This window comes from Kibdelosporangium persicum, from assembly GCF_013280595.1.
Lineage (GTDB): Bacteria > Actinomycetota > Actinomycetes > Mycobacteriales > Pseudonocardiaceae > Kibdelosporangium > Kibdelosporangium persicum.
This window is the reverse complement of the sequence record NZ_JAAATY010000007.1, coordinates 115,782-138,520: the sequence shown is the minus strand read 5'-3', so window position 1 is coordinate 138,520 and position 22,739 is coordinate 115,782. Positions and strand designations below refer to the sequence as shown.

Sequence of the window (22,739 nt, the reverse complement as noted above, 5' to 3'; positions counted from 1 at the left end):
GGTTTAGACCCTTGTGCCGGGCAATTGTCCGTTCTAGCATCGCGACATTGCCGTATGTGAAACGCGCGTTGCATCAGACGCAACCGGAGGAACAATGAAGATCAAAGGTGTGCTCGCTGCAGCCGCTGTCGGAGCGCTGGTCGTCGCGTGTGGACCACCGCAGGCCGCGAACAACCAGCCGCAGCAGACCGGCAACGCCGGCCAGCCGGTCGGCGAGATGACCGGTGAGCTGAAGGTGTGGCTGTTCCAGGAGGCCAGCAACGGCCCCAAGGAGGCCGTGGTCAACGAGGCCAAGCAGGAGTTCGAGGCGGCGCACCAGGGGGTCAAGGTCACCGTGGAGTACCTGCCGGTCGACGGCAGGGCGTCCCGGTTCAACGGCGCCTTCAACGACAAGAACTCCTCGCCCGACGTGGCCGAGTTCGGCAACACCGACCTCGCGGGCTACACCGCGTCCAACGGTTTCGCGGACCTGACGGCCGACCTGGGAGCCTGGACGGACAGCAAGGACCTGATCCCGTCGGTGCTCGACACCGCGAAGGTGAAGGGCAAGACGTACGGAATCCCGTGGTACACCGGCACTCGCGCGCTGTACTACCGCACCGACGTGTTCTCCGAGCTCGGCCTGCAGCCGCCGAAGACCCTGGCGGAGCTGACCGAGACCGCCCGCAAGATCCGCCAGGCCAAGCCGGACCTGTACGGCATCGCCACCGGCGGCAAGTACATCTACGCGGCTTTCCCGTACATCTGGGCCAACGGCGGTGATCTGGCCAAACAGGACGGGGACAAGTGGACGGCGTCGATCAACGGCCAGCAGGCGCGGGACGGCCTTCGCCAGTACGCCGAACTGCTCAAGGACGACATCTGCCCGCCTTCGGCGTGCGCGCAGCTGACCGGCAGCCAGTCGGTGGCGCAGTTCGCCGGCGGCAAGGCGGGCATGACGATCGGTGGTGACTTCAACCGCAAGGCCGTGGAGGCCGGTGCGGTGAAGGGCAAGTACGCGGTGGTGCCGTTGCCGGGCAAGGACTCCGGCTCGATCGCGCCCGCGTTCGCCGGCGGCAACCTGCTCGGCGTGTTCGGCGCCAGCAAGAAGCACACGCTGTCGCTGGAGTTCATCAAGCTGCTGGGCGGCAAGAAGTACCAGCAGAAGATGTACACCGCGATGGGCAACCTGCCGACGTTCAAGGACGTCCAGGAACAGGTCGCCAGCGCCGACAAGACCCTGGAACCGTTCGTGAAGACCGCGCAGGCGGGCACGAGGTTCGTCCCGGCCACCCCGGCGTGGACCAAGATCGACGCCCAGTCGGTCATCCCGACCGCCATCCAGCAGATCGCCACCGGCGGCCAGTCGCTCGAAGCGGCGACCGACGCGGCCGCGGCCGAGATGAACAAGGCCTTCGGAAGCTGATGACGACCCAGATCGCCCCTGCGGCGCCCGAACTGGAGGTTCCGGCGCCGCAGCGGCCTGTCCGCAAGAAGCGCGACGGGCGGGCGGCGGCGCTCTATCTGCTGCCCGCCGGGGTCCTGCTGCTGGCGCTGATGGCGTACCCGCTCTACCAGCTCGTGCAGATCTCGTTGTACGAGTACAACCAGCCACAGGCCAGCGGCGCCGAACCGTTGGTGTTCATCGGCCTGGACAACTACATCGAACTGTTCGGCGACGACCAGTTCTGGTCCGTGCTGGTGTCCACAGTGCTCTTCGCCGCGGTGTGCGTGATCGGCAGCCTGCTGGTCGGCACGGGTCTGGCGATCCTGGCCACGCGTGTCCGGACCGTGCCCCGGATGCTGCTTTTCCTCGCGGCACTGGGTGCCTGGGCGACTCCGGCGATGGCCGGTTCGTACATCTGGCTGTTCCTGTTCGACGCGGACTTCGGCGTGGTCAACGAGATCCTCGGGATGCAGGGGCATTCCTGGACCTTCGACCGGCTTTCGGCGTTCGGGCTCGTGGCGGCCGAGGTCATCTGGTGCTCGTTCCCGTTCGTGATGATGACGATGTACGCGGGCATCAGGAACATCTCGGCCGAGGTGATCGAGGCGGCCCAGCTGGACGGCGCCACGTGGACCCGCACGGCCACCCAGGTGATCCTGCCGATCCTGAAGCCGTTGCTGGTGATCGCCACGATCCAGTCGATCATCTGGGACTTCAAGATCTTCACGCAGATCTACGTGATGACCAACGGCGGCGGCATCGCGGGCCAGAACCTCGTGCTGAACGTCTACACCTACCAGAAGGCGTTCGCCGGTGAGGAATACGGCCTGGGCGCGGCGATCGGCGTGGTGATGACGATCCTGCTGATGCTGATCACGGTCGTGTACCTACGGACGCAACGGAGGTCCGGATGGCAACCGTGAGTCGCCCAGTCAGAAAGCGCCGCCGTCCCGGCCGGCTGATCGCCGAGATCGCCTGCTGCGTCATCGCGGCTCTGGTGGCGGTTCCGCTGTACTGGATGGTGTTGTCGGCGTTCAAGCCCGCCGGCGAGATCCAGTCCCCGGCGCCGTGGACGTTCGCGCCCAGCTTCGACAGCTTCGAGCGGGTGCTGGACTCCCAGGGCTTCGGGCGGTATTTCGTCAACAGCGCGATCGTCGCCCTGTGCGTGGTGGCGTTGTCGATGCTGCTGTCGTTCCTGTCCGCGGTGGCGTTGACGCGGTTCCGGTTCAAGGGCCGGACCGTGCTGCTGGTGATGTTGCTTGTCGCCCAGATGGTTCCGGTCGAGGCGCTGACCATCCCGTTGTTCTTCATGGTCCAGCAGGCGGGTTCGGCGGTTCCGGCGCTCGGCCTGAACGAGCTGGCGCCGTTGGTGCTGGTGAACCTGGCGTTCAGCCTGCCGTTCGCGATCTGGATGCTGCGCGGGTTCGTCGCCGCTGTCCCGGCCGAACTGGAGGAAGCCGCGGCACTGGACGGGGCGAGCCGCCTGCGGTTCACCTGGCAGGTGCTGTTCCCGTTGGTCGCGCCGGGCCTGGTCGCCACCAGCGTGCTGGCGTTCATCCACGCGTGGAACGACTTCCTGTTCGCGCAGACGCTGATCTTCTCCGATGTGGACAACCGCACGCTGCCCCAGGCGATGCGCGTGTTCTACAAGCCCGAAGAGCTCGACTGGGGCGGAATCATGGCCGGCGCGACACTCATGACGATCCCGGTGCTGATCTTCTTCATCTTCGTGCAGCGGCACCTGGCGTCCGGACTTTCAGGAGCGGTCAAGGGATGACGGGTTTCGAAGGCCTCCTGCCCCGGCCTTCCTCGGTGCGGCCCACCGGGGAGAGCCTGATCACCGGCGCCCCGGTGGAGCCGTCGGTCGGGTTCACCGACACGCTGCCCGCCGAGGGTTACCGGCTGACGATCACGCAGGACGGCGTCCAGGTGGAAGCCGCCGACGAGGCCGGGGCGTTCTACGCCTCGCAGACCCTGCGCCAGCTCCACGGAGCCGACCGGTTCAGGGCCGCATCGATCCACAGTGGACCGTGGACGTTGCCGTGCGGCACGGTCGAGGACGCGCCGCGGTTCGGCTGGCGTGGCGTGCTGTTGGACGTGGCACGGCACTTCATGCCGAAGTACGAGGTGTTCCGGTTCATCGACCAGATGGCCGCACACAAGCTGAACGTGCTGCACCTGCACCTGACCGACGACCAGGGGTGGCGCATCGAGGTCCCCGCGTACCCGCGGCTGACGGAAGTCGGCTCGTGGCGCACGGGATCGTGGGTGGGCCGTCAGCCTGACGGCACCACGGAGCACGACGGCCGTCCGCACGGCGGTTTCTACACGACCGACGACATGCGCGAGCTTGTGGCGTACGCCAAGCAACGGCACGTCACGATCGTGCCGGAAGTGGACGTCCCCGGGCACAGCCAGGCGGCGATCGCGGCGTACCCGAAGCTCGGCAACACCGACGAGCAGCTGTCGGTGCTGCGCAACTGGGGCATCAACCCGAACATCCTGAACGTCTCGGACTTCGCCATCGAGTTCTTCAAGACCGTGCTCGACCACGTCGTGGAGATCTTCGACAGCCCGGTGATCTGCCTGGGCGGCGACGAGGTCCCGACCGGGCAGTGGAAGGACAGCGCGGCCGCGGCCCAGCGGATGGCCGAGCTCGGGTTCACGTCCGAAGTCCAGCTGCACGGCTGGTTCGTCAGCCGGCTCGCGGCGCACCTGGCGGAGCGAGGCCGTCGGTCGCTCGGCTGGGACGAGATCCTCGACGCCGGGGACCTCGCCGAAGACGCGATCATCGCCTCGTGGCGCGGTGAGGAAGCGGGCGTGACGGCCGCGTCCTCCGGCCACGACGTGGTGATGTGCCCCGAGCAGCACGTCTACCTCGACCACCGCCAGGCCGAGCACCCCGACGAGCCGATCCCCGTCGGCTATCTGCACACGCTTGAGGACGTCTACCGCTACGAGCCGATCCCGTCGGCGCTGGCGCCCGAGTTCCACCGGCACGTGCTCGGCGCGCAGGCGCAGGTCTGGACCGAGCACCTGGACAACCCGCGGCGCGTCGACTACGCCACGTTCCCCCGGCTCGCGGCGTTCGCCGAGGTCGTCTGGTCGTCGCCGGACGGCCGGTCCTACCGGGAATTCGAAGCCCGCCTGGTCAACCACCACCTGGCCAGGCTGGATGCCATGGGTGTGGAGTACCGGCCGCTCACCGGCCCACACCCATGGCAGACCCGTCCCGGAGTCCCCGGACGAATCCGCACCCTGCCCACCTAGGCGTGTCCACCACTCCGGCACCCCGTGTCCACCACTCCGGCACCCTGAAATTCCCCAAGACTCGCTGCACCGGGCTTTTCATGGTGCCGGAACGTGCATTTCGGGGTGCCGGAACGTGCGACACGGGGTGCTGGAAAGGTGGACACGGCGGTCAGCCGGCCGCGAGCCGGTAGAACAGCTCCGGCCTGCCCACCTGGCCGTACTGCGGGCGCCGGACGACCGTGCCGGTGTCCGCCAGGTGCTCGAGGTAGCGCCTGGCCGTGACCCGCGAGATGCCGACGGCAGTCGCGGCGCCCACCGCGGAGAGGCCTTCCGGGGTCTCCCGCAGCGCGGCGACCACCGAGTCCAGGGTGTCCGCGCTCATGCCCTTCGGCAGGCCGATGCCGTCCGTGCCGCGCAGCGTGGCCAGCGCGCGGTCGACGTCGGCCTGGCCCGCGGCCTCCCCCGCGGCGGTGACGGTGTTCCTGAACTGGGCGTAGCGCTCCAGTTTGTCGCGCAGGGTCGCGAACGTGAAGGGTTTCAGCAGGTACTGCACCACGCCCGCGGACACCGCGGCCCGGACCATCGCCAGGTCACGCGCGGACGTCACCGCGATGACGTCGATGTTCGGGTTGGCGGCCCGCAACGCGCGGCTGATCTGCAGGCCGTGCGCGTCCGGCAGGTAGAGGTCCAGCAGGAGCAGGTCGATCGGGTGCTGCTCGACGAACCGCTTCGCCTCCGCCCCGGTGTGGGCGACTCCGGACACCGAGAAGCCCGCCACCCGCTCCACGTAGAGCCGGTGCGCGTCGGCGGCTACGGGGTCGTCCTCGACCACCAAAACCCTGATCATCTCGACAGCCTCACGGGGCCGGCTCGTCCGGCCTACCGCCGAACAGTGTCTCCCACGAGCCCATCCGGGCGGTATTCGGGCGCGCTTGACCACCGATCGGAACGGGACGCGTCCGCCGTGTGACTGACCAGCGGTTTTCCGCTCACTGAGTCGTCACACCATCACGTCACGTAGTCGTCGCCGGGAGTGGCAGCCGCACGGTGAACACAGCGCCGACGTCCTGCCCGAGCTCGATCGTCCCGCCGTAGCGGCGCACGGTCTGCCCGACCAACGCGAGCCCCAAGCCGCGATTCGAATCCTTTGTAGACCAGCCACGGGTGAAGGCCGCCTGGGACGTCTCGTCGTCGAGGCCGGGGCCGGTGTCGGCGACCCTGACCACGACGTCGGTGCCGGTTTTCCGCACGGTGACGAAGACCCGCGGCGGTTGCGTCCCTTCGACGGCCGCGTCCAGGGCGTTGTCGATCAGGTTGCCGAGGATCGTCACGAGATCGCGTCCGGGCAGCGTGGTCTCGTCGATGTGTGTGTCCGGGGTGATCACGAGTTCCACACCGCGTTCACTCGCCTCAGCGGTCTTGCCGAGCAACAAGGCGGCCAGAACGGGCTCCCCCACCGCCCCGACGACACGATCGGTCAGCTGCTGGGCGATTTCCAGCTCCTCGGTCGCGAACCGGACGGCCTCGTCGGTCCGGTCGAGCTCGATCAGGGAGACGACGGTGTGCAGCCGGTTGGCCGCTTCGTGCGCCTGTGACCGCAGCGACTCGGCGAAGCCCTTCACCGAGTCCAGTTCCCCGGTCAGCGCCTGCAGATCCGTGTGGTCCCGCAACGTCACCACGGCGCCGTGCGTGGGCAACTCCGACTTGTTCACCACGAGCACCCGCCGGTCGGTCAGGTGGATCTCGTCACGGACGGGACCGTCGGACAACAGGCCGTCCACAAGGGATGCGGGGAGCCCCAACGACGACAACCGTTTGCCCTCGACGTCCTCGGACACGCCGAGCAGGTCGCGGGCGGCGTCATTGCACAGGGTCACGGTTCCGTGGCGGTCCAACAGCAACAGTCCCTCGTGTACCGCGTGCAGGATGGACTCGTGGTAGTCGATCATCCGGCCCAGCCGCGCGGGCCCCATCCCCCGGGTCTGCCTGCGGACGCGGGCGCTGACGAAGTACGTCCCGACCAGGCCGGCGCCCAGCGCCGCGATGCCGACCACGACAACGGCGACGATGCGTTCGGACAGTTCGTCGGCGATCGCCTCGACCGTGATCCCGACGGCCACCAATGCGACCACGACACGATCGGCTGAAAATACCGGGACGACCGCGCGGACCGACGGCCCGAGCGTTCCGACAAATGTCTCGGTCAGCACCCGCCCTTCCAGAGCGTCCTTGGTGTTGCCCAGAAAATGGCGGCCGATCTCCTGCGGATTGGGATGGGTGAACCTGATCCCGTCCGGATTCATGATCGTGATGAAATCGACACCCGTGTCGTGACGTACGTCTTCGGCGAACGGCTGCAGGATGTCCGTCGGCCTTGGCGTGGCCAGCGCGGTCAACAAGGTGGGCGCGTCCGCGACCGACTTGGCCACGGCGACGACTTCACGCCGCGCGGTGTCCTCCGTGTTCCTGGCCGCGTCGAGGTAGGCCAGTATCGATCCACCCGCGACGATGACGGCCACGATCACGACCTGCAGCACCATCAGCTGACGGGCCAGACTCCACTCACGCATGACCGTTAACCTCCGCGACGCGCGACCGAAATGAACACAACCGTGACCCGTGTCATATCGCCACGGATAGTCTGCACAACCAATTCGCCAGACCAAGAGTCGCCGTCATGCCTTCCCAGGAGGCCTGTTTTGTCCACAGTCGAGGGGCGTACCCGCCGGGATCGCACCCACTACCTCTACATCGCGGTTGTCATCGCGGTCATTCTCGGCATCATCGTCGGGCTGGTGTTCCCGAAGACCGGTGTCGCGCTGAAGCCGGTCGGTGACGGTTTCGTCGCGCTGATCAAGATGATGATCAGTCCGATCATCTTCTGCACGCTGGTGCTGGGCATCGGCTCGATCAGGCAGGCCGCGCGGGTTGGCAAGGTCGGCGGCCTGGCGATCGGGTACTTCATCGCGATGTCGTTCGTCGCACTGACGATCGGCCTGATCGTCGGCAACGTCCTGCACCCCGGTGACGGGCTGACCATCACCGATCAGGTGGCGAAGTCCGGCCAGGCCCAGGTCAAGGCCCAGGAGAACACCACCCAGTTCATCCTCGGCATCATCCCCACCACCCTGCTGTCCGGCCTGACCAGCGGTGACGTGCTCGAAACGCTGCTGATCTCGCTGCTGGTCGGCTTCGCGCTGCAGGCCCTCGGCGAGAAGGGCAAGCCGGTGCTGCGCGGCATCTCGCACGTCCAGCGGCTGGTCTTCAAGGTGCTGGCGATGGTCATGTGGGCCGCCCCGATCGGCGCGTTCGGCGCCATCGCGGCCGTGGTCGGCGCGACCGGCGCCGCGGCGCTCAAGAGCCTGCTGGTGATCATGCTCGGCTTCTACATCACGTGTGTGCTGTTCATCGCGGTGGTGCTGGCCGGCCTGTTGTGGATCGTCTCGCGGATCAACCTGTTCTCCCTGATGAAGTACCTCGCCCGGGAGTACCTGCTGATCTTCTCGACGTCCTCTTCGGAGAGTGCGCTGCCGCGGCTGATCGCGAAGATGGAGCACGTCGGCGTGAGCCGCCCGGTCGTCGGCATCACGGTGCCGACCGGGTACTCGTTCAACCTCGACGGCACGATGATCTACCTGACCATGGCGACGATCTTCATCGCCGAGGCGATGAACGCCCCGCTGAGCTTCGGCGAGCAGATCGCGTTGCTGCTGTTCATGATGATCGCCTCGAAGGGCGCGGCCGGGGTGTCCGGCGCGGGCCTGGCCACGCTGGCGGGCGGTCTGTCGTCGCACCGGCCGGAACTGGTCGGCGGCGTCGGCTTCATCGTCGGCATCGACCGGTTCATGTCCGAGGCCCGTGCGCTGACCAACTTCACCGGCAACGCCGTCGCCACCGTGCTGCTGGGCACGTGGACCAAGGAGTTCGACCGGGACCAGGCCAAGCGCGTGCTGTCCGGTGAGGACCCGTTCGACGAGGCCACGATGGTCGACGAGCACGCCGTGCGTGAGGACGACGAGGACGAAGGCGCCAAGAAGGAACCCGCCCACGCCTGAACCCCCTCGTGAGTGTTTATCCGGGTTCTAACCCTGATAAACACTCACGAGAGGAACCTGCGGAGCCCGCGCTGGCCACGCCACATCATCGCGGCGTGGTTGGCGCGGAACACCGGTCTGGCGACCGGTGCCAGCAGTGTGAGCAACCGTTTGTTCACCACGACTTCCTGGGTGATCTCCAACGTCACCCGGCGCCGGTGGGTCACCAAAATGGACCGGCAGAAGCCCTCGAGATCCCCGGTCATGCCGACCAGCATCCGGCCCCGGTCGAAGTCCTCCTCGGCCCGGTGCAGCCGGAAAGTCAGCGCGTACGGCAGAACGGACCTGCAGACGACCTCAGCCGTGTCGTCGTCGATCCGGCCGACGCCGTGGATGTCAGGCCACCACAACGGATACGTGCCCGGATCGGTGACCACGTCGAACACCTCGCCCGCCGGCACGGGCAGCGTCCACAGGCTACGGAACCGGTAGCGGTTGCCACCGCGGAGCGGCGTCAGCCGGACGCCACCCCGCGGTTGCGAGTCCTGCCGCGTCAACTAGAGGTTCACCGGCACGGAGACGAGCTTGCGGCCGTCGAACGTGATCACGTCGACCGACTGGACGTCCTCCGGGGCGACCAGCGCGGGGCCTTGCAGCGTGGTGCCCCCGTCCTCGCCCTTCTCGGTCACCAGCCAGCTGCCCGCGCTGCGCTGCGTCCTGTCCTTCGCGGTGACGATCAGCTGGCACTGCTCGCCCTGCTTGATGCCACTGACCTTGGCGTGCACCTTCACCCAGCCGGCCAACGGCTCGACCTTCACGTCCATCGTGGCGCCGGACGCCTGGTCCGTGGCCGCGAACGCCACACCGGGGGGCTCGGGCGTGCTCGGGTCCCCTCCGCCGAGAGCGATGCCACCCGCGAACGCGCCGCCGGCGATCACCACGGCCGCCGCGACCGCGGCGAGGCGACGGCCCATCGAGGGCCGCGCGGCGGGCTGCTGGCCCTCCTCGGCGCGAACGCGGCGCAGCGTGCGCTGCAGCAGCAGATCGCCCCCTGGCGGCGGGCCGTCGATGAACGCCTCCGGCGGCACCGTGTCCAGCGCCGTGCGCAGGTTGACCAGGTCGGCGACCTCACGCCTGCCGTCCGGGCAGGACCGCAGGTGCGCTTCGACCTCCGTGGCTTCGCGCGGGGTCAGCACCCCGAGGGCATACGCCCCGAGCGAGGAGTGATCGTGCTGGTTGCTCACGTGTGGATTGCTCACCGGGGCACCTCCGTCCCTGTCTTGCCGCCGGACATCACGGCCCGTAGGGCACGCAATGCATAATAGGATCTTGACTTCACGGTACCCGCCGCGATGCCCAACGCCTGTGCGGCTTCGGTGACCGTGCGGCCTTTGTAATAGATCTCCACGAGTACGTCGCGGTGCTCGGGGGACAAGCTGTCCAACGCGCCGAGCATGGCCATCGAGTCCACGATCTGGTCGGCGTGGTCCCGTTCGACCGACGGCGACTCCGTCACCTCGGCCACCTCGGGCGGCCGCACCGCGCGGGCCCTCGCCCGGTCGGTGACGATGTTGCGTGCCACAGTGAGCAACCAGCCCCTGACCGACCCCTTCTCGGCGGTCAACGCGTCAGAGTGCTTCCACGCGCGCAGCAATGTCTCCTGGACGATGTCTTCGGCCGCCGCCCGGTCGTTGGTCAACCGGGTCGCGTACGCGAGCAGGCTCGCGCCGTGCTCGTTGTACAACGACCGGACAAGGTCTTCACCACGAACGCGCCGCGATCGCCGCGGCCACCAGCCTGGGGTCGTCACCAGGTTCCTCTCCGCTGGGGATCGAGTCGGTGCGGAGGTTACTGGACTTGGACGGACCACCGGTGATCGCGGGCCTCCTGCGAAGGCCAGTGAGGCGCTCACGACGTGATTCCCTCCGCTCGCGCGTCAGTAGCCGGAACCGGAGTCGCCGGCCGGTGCCCGCTGCGGTTTCGGTTGCTGTTGTTGTTGCTGCTGCGGCTGATCCGCCTGGGTCGCGAGGCCCTGTGCCTTCTTGCCCTCCGGGGTCACCGCGAACCACGTGCCGCCCATGCCCTGCCCGCCGGCGTCACCGGGCGCGGAATCCTTGGCGTACATGTACACCGGCCATTTGTTGATCGTGATCTGCCGGGTGCCGTCCTTGCGTTTGGTGGTGCGCACCATGTTCTGCGGGACACCGGTGAACGTGATCTCCTTGCCCTCGGCCAACAAGGGCGTCCACTGCTTGGCGCAGGCGTCGTAACAGGTGGACACCTGCGGACTGTCCTTGTCGAACCGGTAGAGCGTCATGCCCTGCTGGCTGGTCACCACCTTGCCCAGTGACGAGACCTCCGCGGCGACGAGGGTGGGCCTGGGACCGTCCTCGACGGGCAACTCCTGTTGCTGCTGCGGGGGAATCTGTACCCTGGGGGCGGGATAGTCGCCACTGCAAGCGGTCAGGCCCAGCAGCCCCAAACCGGCGATGGCAGTCAGCACGCCGACACGAGCGCCCTTCATGACTAACCTCCTGTGGTGGCCCCGCCCTTCGCGGCGACCTCGTTCACCCACACACACGAGGAGGGGTCAGAAGTGGTTCAACCCAGTTCGAAGCAGTTCACGGCGCGGATTGGTCCTACTTTTCGGCGGGTGCTGCCGGCCGGCGCCGGCGTGGCCGGGCCCGCCCATCCGCGCACGACCGTCAGGATGCCTCTCGGGTCGCTGAGCGGCACGTGGGTCGACGATGTCCTCGGACATCGTCGACCCACGTGCCGTTTCGCCCGTTCGGCCTAAACCTTGAGCACCTGCTTGAGGAACTGGCCGGTGTAGCTGTCCTCGATGTCCGCCAGATCCTCCGGCGTGCCCTCGGCCACCACCGTGCCGCCGCCCGAGCCGCCCTCCGGGCCCATGTCGACGATCCAGTCGGAGCTCTTGATCACGTCGAGGTTGTGCTCGATCACGATCACCGTGTTGCCCTTGTCCACCAGGCCGTTGATCACGCCGAGCAGCTTGCGGATGTCCTCGAAGTGCAGACCGGTCGTCGGCTCGTCCAGGATGTACACGGTCTTGCCGGTCGAGCGCTTCTGCAACTCGCTGGCCAGCTTCACGCGCTGCGCCTCGCCACCGGACAGCGTCGGCGCGGGCTGGCCGAGCCGGACGTAGCCAAGGCCGACGTCCACCAGCGTCTTGAGGTGCCGGTGGATCGAGTTGATCGGCTTGAAGAACTCGGCCGCCTCCTCGATCGGCATGTCCAGGATCTCCGAGATGGTCTTGCCCTTGTAGTGCACCTCAAGGGTTTCCCGGTTGTAGCGGGCACCCTTGCAGACCTCGCACGGCACGTACACGTCCGGCAGGAAGTTCATCTCGATCTTGATCGTGCCGTCGCCGGCGCACGCCTCGCAGCGGCCGCCCTTGACGTTGAACGAGAACCGGCCCGGCTGGTAGCCGCGCACCTTCGCCTCGGTCGTGGCCGCGAAGAGCTTGCGGATGTTGTCGAACACGCCGGTGTACGTCGCCGGGTTGGACCGCGGGGTGCGGCCGATCGGCGACTGGTCGACCCGGACCAGCTTGTCCAGGTGGGCGAGCCCGTTGACCCTGGTGTGCCTGCCGGGCACCTGACGGGCGCCGTTGAGCTTGTTCGCCAGCACCTGCGCCAGGATGTCGTTGACCAAAGTGGACTTCCCGGAGCCGGACACACCGGTCACGGACACCAGGCAGCCCAACGGGAACGACACGTCCAGGTTGCGCAGGTTGTGCTCACGCGCGCCGACCACGGTCAGCTGCCGCTTGCGGTCGATCGGCCTGCGGATCTCCGGGACCGGGATCTCCTTGCGCCCCGACAGGTACGCCCCGGTCATGGATTCCTTGTTCTTCAACAACTTCGCGACCGGACCGGAGTGCACGACCTTGCCGCCGTGCTCACCGGCGCCCGGACCGATGTCCACCACCCAGTCGGACGTGCGGATGGTGTCCTCGTCGTGCTCGACGACGATGAGCGTGTTGCCCAGGTCCCGCAGGCGGGTCAGCGTCTCGATCAGCCGGTGGTTGTCGCGCTGGTGCAGCCCGATCGACGGCTCGTCGAGCACGTACAGCACGCCGACCAGGCCGGAGCCGATCTGCGTGGCCAGCCGGATCCGCTGTGCCTCACCGCCGGACAGCGTCGCCGAACCGCGGTCCAGCGACAGGTAGTCCAGGCCGACGTCGAGCAGGAACCGCAGCCGCGCCTGGATCTCCTTGAGCACGGCGCCCGCGATCATCTTCTCGCGCTGGCCGAGTGACAGGCCTTCCAGGAACTCCGAGCAGTCCGCGACACTCATCGCACAGACGTCGGCGATCGACAGGTCGCCCTGCGTCTTGTGGTGCAACGTGACCGCGAGGATCTCGGGCTTCAGGCGCGTTCCCTGGCACGCGGGGCACGGAACCTCCCGCATGTAGCCCTCGTAGCGCTCGCGCATCGCGTCGGACTCGGTCTGCTCCTGCCGCCGCTCGAGGAACGGGATCACGCCCTCGTAGCTCGCGTAGTACGACCGCTCACGGCCATAGCGGTTGCGGTAGCGCACGTGCACCTGGTCGTTCGTGCCGTGCAACACCGCCTTCTGCGCCTTGGCCGGAAGCCGCTTCCACGGCGTGTCCATCCGGAAGCCGACGCTCTCGGCCAGCGACGTGAGCAGCCTGGTGAAGTACTCCGCGGTCTGCCCGCCGGCCCACGGCGCGATCGCGCCTTCGCCCAGCGACAGATCCGGGTCGGGCACGACCAGCTCCGGGTCGACCTCCATCCGGACGCCGAGACCGGAACACGAGGTGCACGCGCCGTACGGCGAGTTGAACGAGAACGACCTCGGCTCGAGGTCCTCGATCGCCAGCGGGTGGCCGTTCGGGCAGGCCAGGTTCTCGGAGAAGCCGCGGTCGCGGTGCGGGTCGTTCTCGTCGAGGTCGACGAACTCCAGCACGACCAGGCCGTCGGCGAGGCGCAGCGCGGTCTCGACCGAGTCGGTCAGCCGCTGCTTGGCGCTCTTCTTGACGGTCAGCCGGTCGATCACGACCGCGATGTCGTGCTTCTCCTGCTTCTTGAGCTTCGGCACCTCGTTGAGCGAGTACACGACACCGTCGACCCGCGCGCGGGAGTAACCCTGCGACTGCAGCGTCTGGAAAAGGTCGACGTACTCGCCCTTGCGGCTGCGGATGACCGGCGCGAGGACCTGGAAGCGGGTGCCTTCCTCCAGCGCGAGCACCTGGTCGACGATCTGCTGCGGCGTCTGCTTGCTGATCGCCTCGCCGCACATCGGGCAGTGCGGCTTGCCCGCGCGCGCGTAGAGCAACCGCAGGTAGTCGTAGACCTCGGTGACGGTGCCGACGGTCGACCGCGGGTTGCGGCTGGTGGACTTCTGGTCGATGGAGACCGCGGGCGACAGGCCCTCGATGAAGTCGACGTCCGGCTTGTCCATCTGGCCGAGGAACTGGCGGGCGTACGCCGACAGCGACTCGACGTATCTGCGCTGGCCCTCGGCGAAGATGGTGTCGAACGCCAGACTCGACTTGCCGGACCCGGACAGCCCGGTGAACACGATCAGGCTGTCCCTGGGCAGGTCAAGGTCGACGCTGCGCAGGTTGTGCTCGCGGGCGCCGCGAACCACGAGACGGTCGGCCACAGGGGGTCCCTTCGGTATTGATCTTCGGCCAGTGCTCTCGAATATGCGTTCGATCGAGGCTGCCGCGACCATGTTAGGCCGGGGGTCCGACAAAACCGATTTGGAGTCTGCCCCACAGCCGGTGATCTACCCGTACCCTGGTCGCTATCAGCTCATCGTGAGCGCGATGTCGCTCAACGAAGTCGGGATTACGACATATGACTGGACCACGCGTATCGCAACAAACCGCCACGCCACACGATTCCCTGCCGGAGCCGAGGAGTGATCTCTCCGCGACCGAGTACGCCGAGCTCGGGACGGCGGCGGCCAGGCAGACGTCCGTGCTGCTGACGGGTGTCGTCGAAGGGCTCGACGACATCGCGATGAAGCGGCCGAGCCTGTTGCCCGGCTGGACCAGGGCACACGTGGTCACCCACCTGGCGCGCAACGCGGACGCGCTGGTGAACCTGCTCACGTGGGCACGCACCGGGGTGGAGCACCCGATGTACGCGAGCCGGGCGGACCGCGACGCGGACATCGAGGAGGGCGCGCACCGGATGGCCGCGCTGCTGCGCGAGGACCTGACCGCGGCGCTGGAGAGATTCTTCGAAGCAGTCACTCAGATGGATGACGTTTCGTGGGGCAACGCGGTCGTGCTGGCCAACGGACGGCAGATCTCCGCGTGCACGGTGCCGTGGCTGCGGTGGCAGGAGACCTCGGTGCACCTGGTGGATCTGGACGCCGGGGTGGGCTTCGGCGATCTGCCCGAAGGGCACGTGGAGCGTCTGCTGGACATGGTGGTCGGCGAGTTCGCCAAGCGCCCCGACGTGCCGCCGGTGCGCCTGCGGGTGGACCTCGCCGACGGGCGTCAGCGCGACTGGGAGCTGGCGGCGGCCAAGGACTCCCCGGACGTGGGCGGACCGGCGCCGACCGTGCTGGCCTGGCTGATCGGGCGCGGCGACGGCACCGGGCTGGCCGGTGACCTGCCGAACCTGCCTGCCTGGCTCTGAGTCAGCAGGCGGTGCGCCGGCCGTTCGACGAGCTTGGTGAGCAGCCAGCCGAGGACGACGGCGAGGGTGAACGAGGCGGCGAACCGTTCCAGCGGGGTGGCGCCGATGTCCAGCAGTGACCGGGCGAGGATGAACCCGAGCTCCTGGTGGACGAGGTACACGCCGAAGGAGATGCCGGCGAGCCACGTGATGGCCGGTGCCATCCTGCGCACGATCGCGATGTCCCAGTCCGGGCCGCCCGCGGCGGCGCAGACAAGAAGGAGGACGACGCCGAACGCGATCGTGGACGGCGTGTCGGCGAAGTAGGCGTGCGCGTCCTGCGCGACCAGGGCGGCGGCGATGTAAAGGCCGAGGTGCCAGCCGCGCATGCGGCCGGTCGACCACAGCCAGATGGCGATGCCGACGCCGAAGAGGTGGACGCGGTGCAGGGCCAGGCCGTCGAAGACGGACTTGATCCACTGCGGGGCGTCGTCGGTGCGCAGGGTGAACCGCAGCACGACCGGGACGATGACCAGCGACCACAGCCACACCGGGGCGTTGCGGGCGGTGAGCCACCGCCGGCCGAAAAGGAAGGCGGCGCAGGCGAACGCGATGATCTGGACGGGAAGGGTCCAGTAGGAGGCGTCGATCCAGTGGAAGCTGGGCGACCAGGCCTGGATCATGAGCAGGTTGCCGAGTAGGTCATGCGCGGTCGGCAGATACCACGGGTACGGCGTGGGCACACCGGACACGGGTATACCAAACAGCCAACTACCGTCCGCATACGTATGGCCGTTGAAAACGGTCACGGCGATACGCGAGATGACATACGTCGCGAGTACGGCGACAAGGTACGCGGGCACCAAACGGGCTAGGCGATTCCACAGCCACCGACGCCGGCCGATCGTGACGCACACGAAGAAAGCGGAGATCACCAGCATGCTGCTGGCGCCGAACTGAAGCGGTAAAGCAAAAGGATATCCAGCCAGCTCAGGGTGGTTGATCTGGGACTGGTGGGTGATGTGTTCGACGACGACGGCGAACACCGCGAACACCCGCAGGATGTCCCAGCTGATCCGGCGTGTGGACCGCTTCGGCGCTTCCGATGTGGTCGCTGTAGGTGTGGTAGTCACGAGCTCGCAGTGATCGGCGGACAAGGGCGACTTCGTGATCGGAGCGTAATGACGCTACCTGTGAGGACACTGAGCAGGGCCTGAAGGACTACTGTCGGCGACCGTGGACGTTGTCGAGAACTACACCGGTCATGTGGAACCAGGCGGCCCGGCCGCCAGGCGGACCCTCGAGAAGCTGACCATCAACAAGCTGTCCGTCGGGCCGATGGACAACAACGCGTACCTCCTGGTGTGCAACGCCAGCAGGGAAGCGCTGTTGATCGACGCGGCGAACGATCCCGAGCGGATCGAAGACCTCATCGGCCACGATCGCAACCGGCCCCGGTTGCGCACGATCGTGACGACCCATCAACACCCCGACCACTGGCAGGCCCTTGGCGCCGTCGCCGGCGCGAACGGCGCGAACACGGTGGCGCACGCGCTGGACGCCGGCCCTCTTCCGGTACCCCCGGACGTGCTCGTCAAACACGGCGACACGATCCCGGTCGGCGAGTGCACCCTGGAAGTGATCCACCTGCGCGGCCACACCCCCGGCTCGATCGCCCTGCTCTACCGCGACCCGGCCGGCCACCCGCACCTGTGGACCGGCGACTCACTGTTCCCCGGCGGCGTGGGCAAGACCACTTCGCCCGAGGACTTCGCTTCGCTGGTCGATGACGTTTCGTCGCGGTTGTTCGACGTACTACCGGACGACACGTGGTTCTACCCCGGCCACGGCGACGACTCGACGTTGGGCGAGCAGAAACCGCACATCGAGGAGTGGCGTTCCCGCGGCTGGTAGGTCGTTGGCCTGAGTGTGCGTCGGCAACAGGCTTGCCCGACGCACACTCAGATGGCGACCACGGTCAACAAGTCCTGCAAGCCTTTGAAGTCATCGGCGTTACGCGTGTAGAGCGGTAAGCCATGAGCCGACGCGATCGCCGCGATCATGAGATCCATTCGCCGCGGTTTCGGATCACGGTTCGCAGCCAAGGTCAGTCCGACCAAGGAACCGAACCGGGTGGCCGCGTCGCCATCGAAGGGCAACGGATCGAAATCAACGATCGCAGCACCGAGCTTCTCTGTTCGCGCCGCCCTGACCGCCGGGGTCTTGGCCATTGCCACACCCTGATGCAGTTCCGCCATCGTGATCGCAGTGATCACCGGGATAACAGGCAACTGAGCTGGGTCAAGCAAGTAGAGGTCGATGTACGCGCACGTGTCCAACACACCCGACTCCGCACGCTCAGCCACGGCGACGCTCCCATGGATCGTCGCTACCGATGCGATCTTCCGTGCCGAAGAACTCGTCAGCCTCCCGCCGCATCAGCTCGTGATCGACACGAGGCAACCGTCGATGGCGCTCAACCAGCTCCTCAGCCGTCAGCCTCCGTCTCCGGGAAAGCGGGCGCAGTTCAGCGATCTCAACACCATTGCGAGTGACGTGGTAAGTCTCTCCCGCCTCTACGGCATCCATGACGGCCGCAGAGTTGTTGCGGAACTCGCGCTGGCTGATGACACGCATGACTGCAGTGTAGCCACGCGTAGCCCCACGCGCTACACACGGGCTGTGTTGTCCGCTGAAGCGATACGCTGTCCGCCGGCGGCGTGGGCAAGACCACTTCGCCCGAGGACTTCGCTTCGCTGGTCGATGACGTTTCGTCGCGGTTGTTCGACGTACTTCCAGACGACACGTGGTTCTGCCCAGGCCACGGCGACGACTCAACTTTGGCGAGCAGAAACCGCACATCGACGAATGGCGCTCCCGCGGCTGGTGATCACCGCCGAATCAAGCGGCCCCGCTTGCTGAAGGCCAGCAAACGGGCCTCGATGGATGTGTCTCACGGAGCGCTACCTGGATCCACCCATCCGAGGACTTGATCTTGACTGGACCGTCGATACAAGGCTTGCTAACCGAACGCCGAGGCTATCGCCGGTTCAAGTCCGCGTTCTGTCTGGGGAAGCCACTCACGCAGAACCTTGATCAGTCTTTGCTTCGTTTCCGAGGTCAACTCTCCTGCCATCGGATCGAGACAATGTTGCACGACGGCGCGATGACGCTCAGGAGCTTTGCAGATCAACACCGCCAGAGTCCTCACCACAGGGAGAAACGTGCGAGCCGGGATGATCCAGCCGAAGATCGCAAGCCCATGGATGTACTTCCAAACGCTCTTGACCGCAGTCTTCACGACCAGTTCTTCGAGCGGGAGCCGACCGGCATCCTTTCGTGACTTCAGAATCAACTGAGCAACACGGTCCGGCACCTGATCGAAGACCTTGATGCCACTATCGACCACATACGCCAATTGCGCAAGTAGATCGCACCAGAAGTGGTCGGCCAACGCCACCTTCACTGCTGACGGAACAGGACCAGGGTAGGCCCGCTCGACATCCTTGAGAACCTGCCCGGCCAGTGCATCGCCCAGTTTCTCCACCTGGATCACCGTTGGTTCGTCTGCCGAAGGGTCCGGCCCTCGCGACGAGTCCTCAGGTGACGGACGCGAGACCAGCGGGAGAAAGCTTGTATTCACTGCCGCACTGTCCGACTCATTCGACGAGGCCGCCGCTGACCGGCGGGTTTGCTGCACGCCCATTTCCTGAGCCGACAGCTCGACTCCCTGCCCAGGCACACGATCGACACGCTGGGCTGCGTCGTATTTGCGCGCGGCGAGGTCCTGCGCCAGCCAGTCGACAAGATCGGCGATACCGGAGTCGATCCCGGCGATCTTCTTCGGATAGCTGATCTTATTCGAGGGGCGTCGAGTAGCGTTTCTCTGGCCTACAAAGGCGGCGCGCCACGCATCGTCAACCGCGGAACGCAGCCGGTTCCGGCCTGTCGGATCAGGATCTTTCGCAAGCTTGACCGCATCCTTCCAGCCATGCTGCGTGCCCCAACACATCGTGCACTTGCATCGACGGCTCTGAGCCCGCTCACAGTTTGGATAATGTCCCATCACGCCCCCGACATGCTCCGGCTAATCATCGATAGTCCACTTACCGAGCGTTCGAGCCATACCGCTAAGCAAGTGAAATCACGGCACTGATCCGCCAGAGCGACAGCGAGGCACCCGAATGGCGTATGGCCGCCGATCAAATCCATCTGTCGGACTCCGCAAGCGGCGCTCATCTCAATTTGCGCCAGGCGTCCAGATAAGACATCAGTCGGCGCCTGTTCACCGCTGAAGTGAATACGACACTCCGTGCCGGCGCCGGAACGGCCATACCTACCTCGGAGAACTTCAAGCTCCGGACCAACGACCTGGGGTCGGCCACGAGATCGGTGAACTGATCCCGCTTCGCCGACGTCGGCGCTTCGTCTCACGAGCCGAGTTCGTCGCCATGTCCCGCAACACACATCGACGCCGACGCCTTCCGAGCCGACCAGGAAGCCGCGCTCGACCATGAGCCCCGAGACCCGTATGAGCAGTAGCGCTCACGCGCCAGGTCTGCTCGACACCAAACATTCTGATCTTGCACCGACGGATCAACCCAGCTGAATTGCCTGACGGCATGGCCATGGTGCTCACGAGTCGAGATGACTCGTGTCGGACCATTTGTTCACCGCTCACGCGATACGCTGTTCCCCGACGGCGTAGGCAAACCTCATCCCCGGAGAACTTCACCTCGCTTCTCAACGACGTGAAGTCGCGACTGTTCGACGTGCTGCCCGACAACACCTGGTTCTACCCGGGCCATGGCGACGACTCGACGTTGGGCGCGAACAGAAGCCGCACATCGACGAATGGCGTTCCCACGGCTGGTAAGACGGGACGAGCGCGGATACTCTCCGTAATCCCACTATCACGCTTACGCGAGTAATCGCCACCTGTCCGGAGGGCGGATGCGTGGCTCGATCATGCCCCACACTGGGAGTCTCGAGCTACGCACCGTCCACGGGGAGGAAGGCGGATGCACCCCGCTCGTCCACTGGTAACGCTCAAATGCAAGCTCGGCGAACTCGACGCTCTCTGCCATCTCCGCTCCACGCGCGATGCGCATGTGAGGTTGATGATCGAACTGCTTGATTCGGCGAAACCCGGCGGGATGCTCCTCCCCGCTCTTGTTCGCGCCGCGGTCAGCGTCGCGGACTTGCGGCGGACGCTGTGGCTGGACACCACATGGCTCACCGCCGCGAGCCCGCTCGCCGGACAACCCGGCGGAGTGTTCGAGTACCTGGACGACATGATCGAGTCCGCATTGCTGGAAGAGCTCGGGCTCATGGCCGATGGCCTCCCCGGCCTCGTACCTGTGATCGCCGGTGGCGCGTCTGACGAAGTACTGCGTCGGGTTCGGTTGCTCGTCGAACACAGGGAACGCGACCTGGTGATCCGGTTCCGTCGGGCGCTTCCGGCAAGCGAACTCGTCAACAGAATTCGGTCCATTATGAGGTTGACCGGCACGCGGATCGGACATGTGCACGCAGTGCTGGACGTGGGGTTCATCGAGGAAGTGCGCACGGCACAGGTAGTTGCCGTGGCAGAAGCCGCGGCAGCCGTGCACGACGTGCTCGGTCCCGGCTCTGCCACGCTCCTGGCCGGGTCGATCCCGGCCGCTCGAACCACCTACGCGACAACTACGCGGGATCGTCCCGAGGTCTTCCTGTGGAGTGAGGTGTGCCGACGGGTGGGCATGATCGGCTATGGCGACTACGGCGTGACGCACCCCGTTCCCAGATCGGGGGAGAACGCACGATCCCCTTACCCGTACCTCTGCTACACCGTGCCGCGGAGAACGGTGGTATTGCGTAGAAGAATCGAGAAGGGCGATGTTCCTGCGGAGAGGTTCGCCGACCTCGCCGAGGAACTCGTTGAACGGGAGGACTTCGCTGGTCCTGACTTTTCGTGGGGCGATCACGAGCTGACGCTCTGTCGGCCTCGCGGCGGGCACACTGCCGGATCCGTGTCCCGATGGGTGTCCATGGCGACGTCTCATCACCTCGAACACGTGTCACGCAGGACTCCTGGGAACCTCTGAGCCAGGTGCGTGAGCACGACGTGAAGTCGCGACTGTTCGATCTGCTGCCGGACGACACTGGCTATCCGGGTCACGGCGACGACTCGACCCTCGGCGAGCAGAAGTCACACATCGACGAATGGCGCAACTCGGCCATGTCCCACATCGATACGCTGACCGGTATGGGCACACGCGGGCGGTTCGGTTTCTGGTTTCCGTTGATGTTACTGGGCTTTCTGACACTCGGCAGCGCCGCGTTCGCCCAGGGCGGATGGTGGGTGGACGCGCGCTACACGAGTTTTCCGGGTAACGACTACCCAGTGACCACCACTCTCTACGGCTTGGAAATGTCGCGGGCGGCTGAACGGCAACTACACACGCTTTCGCCCGGCGCCGTGTACGCCGCCACAGTCTGGTCATTCACCAGCAACCCCGAGTACTGGATAGTCGGGGTGACACTTGTCTTCCTTGCCGCGATTGCCTGGTATGCCCATGGATCCGGCCGGGTACGGGCATTCGCCTTGGCCACGGTGTGTGGTTCGGTCGCCATCGTGGCGTTCCCGTGCATGATGTGGATCATCGATGAGACGCCGGACCTGGCACCGACGATCGCCGGTTCACTGCTCGCGATCGGACTGTGCGCCGCGGCGTGGGTCTACTTCCAGTTGGGGCGTGGGAGATCTGCGCTGACCGCGATAAGTGTGGTGACACTGGCTGTCGGCGTAACGGGCCTGCTGGCCACGTGGACGAGCTACCGGGCCGAAGAACTGCTCGTGACCGGTGGGCTGTTGGTCCTGGCGTGGTGGGAACGTAGCCTGCTGCTCGCCGCGCTCACGGCCGTGCTCCTGCTCATCGGCGCGGTGCCCTTGCCGACGATCATCGAATTTATCCTGGTCACTGGCCTGCTGTTCACGTGCTCGTTCGTCGCGCTCGCCAGGAGGAGTGGTGGCCAAGCCGTGGCGGTCACCCGCACATGAGTCCACACGAGCCGCCATGGCCCCTTCCGACGCCCTCGTCGTGACCCGGGCGGTATTCACCGCTGAAGCGATACGCTGTTCGCCGGCGGCGTGGGCAAGACCACTTCGCCCGAGGACTTCGCTTCGCTGGTCGATGACGTTTCGTCGCGGTTGTTCGACGTACTTCCAGACGACACGTGGTTCTACCCCGGCCACGGCGACGACTCGACCCTCGGCGAGCAGAAACCGCACATCGAGGAATGGCGTTCCCGCGGCTGGTAACCGATGAAAGCGGAGTTCAGACGTTGGCCTGGCCCAAGAGGCAAGGCCGAAAAGACGAATCGCCACGGCGTCTATGGGCCAGTTCATGCCACGAGTTGACGATG

18 protein-coding genes and 4 pseudogenes are annotated in these 22,739 nt (G+C 66.4%); 11 read left to right on the top strand and 11 right to left on the bottom strand.

Annotated features, from left to right (window positions below; all coding sequences use genetic code 11):
- Nucleotides 1-94 precede the first annotated feature (94 nt).
- Genes GC106_RS15130 through GC106_RS15115 form a run of 4 tightly spaced genes read left to right on the top strand, consistent with a single transcriptional unit; the run spans nt 95 to nt 4,696 of the window.
- Nucleotides 95-1,405 carry an extracellular solute-binding protein gene (locus GC106_RS15130; protein WP_173130176.1) on the top strand — a complete coding sequence of 437 codons (1,311 nt, stop codon included), beginning with the start codon at nt 95-97 and terminating at the stop codon, nt 1,403-1,405.
- Nucleotides 1,405-2,349, top strand: coding sequence for a carbohydrate ABC transporter permease (locus GC106_RS15125; RefSeq protein ID WP_173130173.1), 945 nt, complete (start codon nt 1,405-1,407; stop codon nt 2,347-2,349). Before GC106_RS15130 ends, GC106_RS15125 begins: the two co-directional genes overlap by 1 nt.
- Nucleotides 2,337-3,203 carry a carbohydrate ABC transporter permease gene (locus tag GC106_RS15120; RefSeq protein ID WP_173130170.1) on the top strand — a complete coding sequence of 289 codons (867 nt, stop codon included), beginning with the start codon at nt 2,337-2,339 and terminating at the stop codon, nt 3,201-3,203. The genes GC106_RS15125 and GC106_RS15120 overlap by 13 nt, the downstream gene beginning before the upstream one ends.
- Nucleotides 3,200-4,696, top strand: a complete 1,497-nt coding sequence (locus GC106_RS15115) for a beta-N-acetylhexosaminidase (RefSeq protein ID WP_173130167.1) — start codon at nt 3,200-3,202, stop codon at nt 4,694-4,696. The genes GC106_RS15120 and GC106_RS15115 overlap by 4 nt, the downstream gene beginning before the upstream one ends.
- Nucleotides 4,697-4,847: 151 nt before the next feature.
- On the opposite strand, the gene GC106_RS15110 is transcribed toward GC106_RS15115, so the two are convergent.
- Nucleotides 4,848-5,525 carry a response regulator gene (locus GC106_RS15110; RefSeq protein ID WP_173130164.1) on the bottom strand — a complete coding sequence of 226 codons (678 nt, stop codon included), beginning with the start codon at nt 5,523-5,525 and terminating at the stop codon, nt 4,848-4,850.
- 166 nt (nt 5,526-5,691) lie between these two features.
- Nucleotides 5,692-7,248, bottom strand: a complete 1,557-nt coding sequence (locus GC106_RS15105; protein ID WP_173130161.1) for a sensor histidine kinase — start codon at nt 7,246-7,248, stop codon at nt 5,692-5,694.
- A gap of 129 nt (nt 7,249-7,377) precedes the next feature.
- Here GC106_RS15105 and GC106_RS15100 point away from each other — a divergent pair, with 129 nt between their 5' ends.
- A complete protein-coding gene (locus GC106_RS15100) occupies nt 7,378-8,733 on the top strand; it encodes a cation:dicarboxylate symporter family transporter (RefSeq protein ID WP_246365738.1) in 1,356 nt (451 codons plus the stop codon).
- Nucleotides 8,734-8,777: 44 nt separating this feature from the next.
- Here the strand turns inward: GC106_RS15100 and GC106_RS15095 are convergent, their stop codons facing one another.
- From GC106_RS15095 to uvrA, 5 genes are all read right to left on the bottom strand, one after another.
- Nucleotides 8,778-9,269 carry an SRPBCC family protein gene (locus GC106_RS15095; protein WP_246365737.1) on the bottom strand — a complete coding sequence of 164 codons (492 nt, stop codon included), beginning with the start codon at nt 9,267-9,269 and terminating at the stop codon, nt 8,778-8,780.
- Nucleotides 9,270-9,971, bottom strand: a complete 702-nt coding sequence (locus GC106_RS15090; RefSeq protein WP_312872660.1) for an anti-sigma factor family protein — start codon at nt 9,969-9,971, stop codon at nt 9,270-9,272.
- A complete protein-coding gene (locus tag GC106_RS15085) occupies nt 9,968-10,522 on the bottom strand; it encodes a sigma-70 family RNA polymerase sigma factor (protein ID WP_173130155.1) in 555 nt (184 codons plus the stop codon). The genes GC106_RS15090 and GC106_RS15085 overlap by 4 nt, the downstream gene beginning before the upstream one ends.
- Before the next feature lie 126 nt (nt 10,523-10,648).
- Entirely contained in the window at nt 10,649-11,236 is a 588-nt protein-coding gene (locus tag GC106_RS15080) for a hypothetical protein (RefSeq protein ID WP_173130152.1), read from the bottom strand.
- Nucleotides 11,237-11,505: 269 nt separating this feature from the next.
- Nucleotides 11,506-14,364: an excinuclease ABC subunit UvrA gene (uvrA, locus tag GC106_RS15075; protein WP_173130149.1), complete on the bottom strand. Its 2,859-nt coding sequence runs from the start codon at nt 14,362-14,364 to the stop codon at nt 11,506-11,508.
- Nucleotides 14,365-14,561: 197 nt separating this feature from the next.
- Here uvrA and GC106_RS47755 point away from each other — a divergent pair.
- Nucleotides 14,562-15,281: pseudogene (locus tag GC106_RS47755) on the top strand (maleylpyruvate isomerase family mycothiol-dependent enzyme); the annotation flags it as partial.
- Here the strand turns inward: GC106_RS47755 and GC106_RS15065 are convergent.
- Nucleotides 15,212-16,465 carry an acyltransferase family protein gene (locus GC106_RS15065; protein ID WP_312872659.1) on the bottom strand — a complete coding sequence of 418 codons (1,254 nt, stop codon included), beginning with the start codon at nt 16,463-16,465 and terminating at the stop codon, nt 15,212-15,214. The pseudogene GC106_RS47755 and the gene GC106_RS15065 overlap by 70 nt on opposite strands.
- Before the next feature lie 103 nt (nt 16,466-16,568).
- Between GC106_RS15065 and GC106_RS15060 the strand changes: the two genes are divergently transcribed.
- Nucleotides 16,569-17,246 carry an MBL fold metallo-hydrolase gene (locus tag GC106_RS15060; RefSeq protein ID WP_173130143.1) on the top strand — a complete coding sequence of 226 codons (678 nt, stop codon included), beginning with the start codon at nt 16,569-16,571 and terminating at the stop codon, nt 17,244-17,246.
- Nucleotides 17,247-17,293: 47 nt separating this feature from the next.
- Here the strand turns inward: GC106_RS15060 and GC106_RS15055 are convergent, their stop codons facing one another.
- The 3 genes from GC106_RS15055 to GC106_RS15045 form a co-directional block, all read right to left on the bottom strand.
- A complete protein-coding gene (locus GC106_RS15055) occupies nt 17,294-17,698 on the bottom strand; it encodes a type II toxin-antitoxin system VapC family toxin (RefSeq protein ID WP_173130140.1) in 405 nt (134 codons plus the stop codon).
- Entirely contained in the window at nt 17,691-17,969 is a 279-nt protein-coding gene (locus GC106_RS15050) for a type II toxin-antitoxin system Phd/YefM family antitoxin (protein ID WP_173130138.1), read from the bottom strand. The genes GC106_RS15055 and GC106_RS15050 overlap by 8 nt, the downstream gene beginning before the upstream one ends.
- Before the next feature lie 385 nt (nt 17,970-18,354).
- The gene (locus GC106_RS15045) at nt 18,355-19,344 is read right to left on the bottom strand and encodes a hypothetical protein (protein WP_173130135.1); all 990 of its coding nucleotides are present in this window, start codon (nt 19,342-19,344) and stop codon (nt 18,355-18,357) included.
- A gap of 671 nt (nt 19,345-20,015) precedes the next feature.
- Here GC106_RS15045 and GC106_RS47745 point away from each other — a divergent pair.
- The 4 genes and pseudogenes from GC106_RS47745 to GC106_RS15030 all read left to right on the top strand — a co-directional run.
- Nucleotides 20,016-20,208: pseudogene (locus GC106_RS47745) on the top strand (MBL fold metallo-hydrolase); the annotation flags it as partial.
- Between the two features lie 145 nt (nt 20,209-20,353).
- Nucleotides 20,354-21,418 carry a beta family protein gene (locus GC106_RS15040; RefSeq protein WP_173130132.1) on the top strand — a complete coding sequence of 355 codons (1,065 nt, stop codon included), beginning with the start codon at nt 20,354-20,356 and terminating at the stop codon, nt 21,416-21,418.
- A 17-nt stretch (nt 21,419-21,435) separates the two neighbouring features.
- A pseudogene (locus GC106_RS49310) lies at nt 21,436-21,543 on the top strand (MBL fold metallo-hydrolase); the annotation flags it as partial.
- 900 nt (nt 21,544-22,443) lie between these two features.
- Nucleotides 22,444-22,635 (top strand): annotated as a pseudogene (locus tag GC106_RS15030) (MBL fold metallo-hydrolase); the annotation flags it as partial.
- Between the last annotated feature and the right edge of the window lie 104 nt (nt 22,636-22,739).

What these genes read in the sequence shown, in the direction of transcription:
- GC106_RS15130 (WP_173130176.1), top strand. Translation starts at nt 95, where the DNA reads ATGAAGATCAAAGGTGTGCTCGCTGCAGCCGCTGTCGGAGCGCTGGTC.
- GC106_RS15125 (WP_173130173.1), top strand. Translation starts at nt 1,405, where the DNA reads ATGACGACCCAGATCGCCCCTGCGGCGCCCGAACTGGAGGTTCCGGCG.
- GC106_RS15120 (WP_173130170.1), top strand. Translation starts at nt 2,337, where the DNA reads ATGGCAACCGTGAGTCGCCCAGTCAGAAAGCGCCGCCGTCCCGGCCGG.
- GC106_RS15115 (WP_173130167.1), top strand. Translation starts at nt 3,200, where the DNA reads ATGACGGGTTTCGAAGGCCTCCTGCCCCGGCCTTCCTCGGTGCGGCCC.
- GC106_RS15110 (WP_173130164.1), bottom strand. Translation starts at nt 5,525, where the DNA reads ATGATCAGGGTTTTGGTGGTCGAGGACGACCCCGTAGCCGCCGACGCG.
- GC106_RS15105 (WP_173130161.1), bottom strand. Translation starts at nt 7,248, where the DNA reads ATGCGTGAGTGGAGTCTGGCCCGTCAGCTGATGGTGCTGCAGGTCGTG.
- GC106_RS15080 (WP_173130152.1), bottom strand. Translation starts at nt 11,236, where the DNA reads ATGAAGGGCGCTCGTGTCGGCGTGCTGACTGCCATCGCCGGTTTGGGG.
- GC106_RS15050 (WP_173130138.1), bottom strand. Translation starts at nt 17,969, where the DNA reads ATGCGTGTCATCAGCCAGCGCGAGTTCCGCAACAACTCTGCGGCCGTC.
- GC106_RS15045 (WP_173130135.1), bottom strand. Translation starts at nt 19,344, where the DNA reads ATGTGTTGGGGCACGCAGCATGGCTGGAAGGATGCGGTCAAGCTTGCG.
- GC106_RS15040 (WP_173130132.1), top strand. Translation starts at nt 20,354, where the DNA reads ATGCACCCCGCTCGTCCACTGGTAACGCTCAAATGCAAGCTCGGCGAA.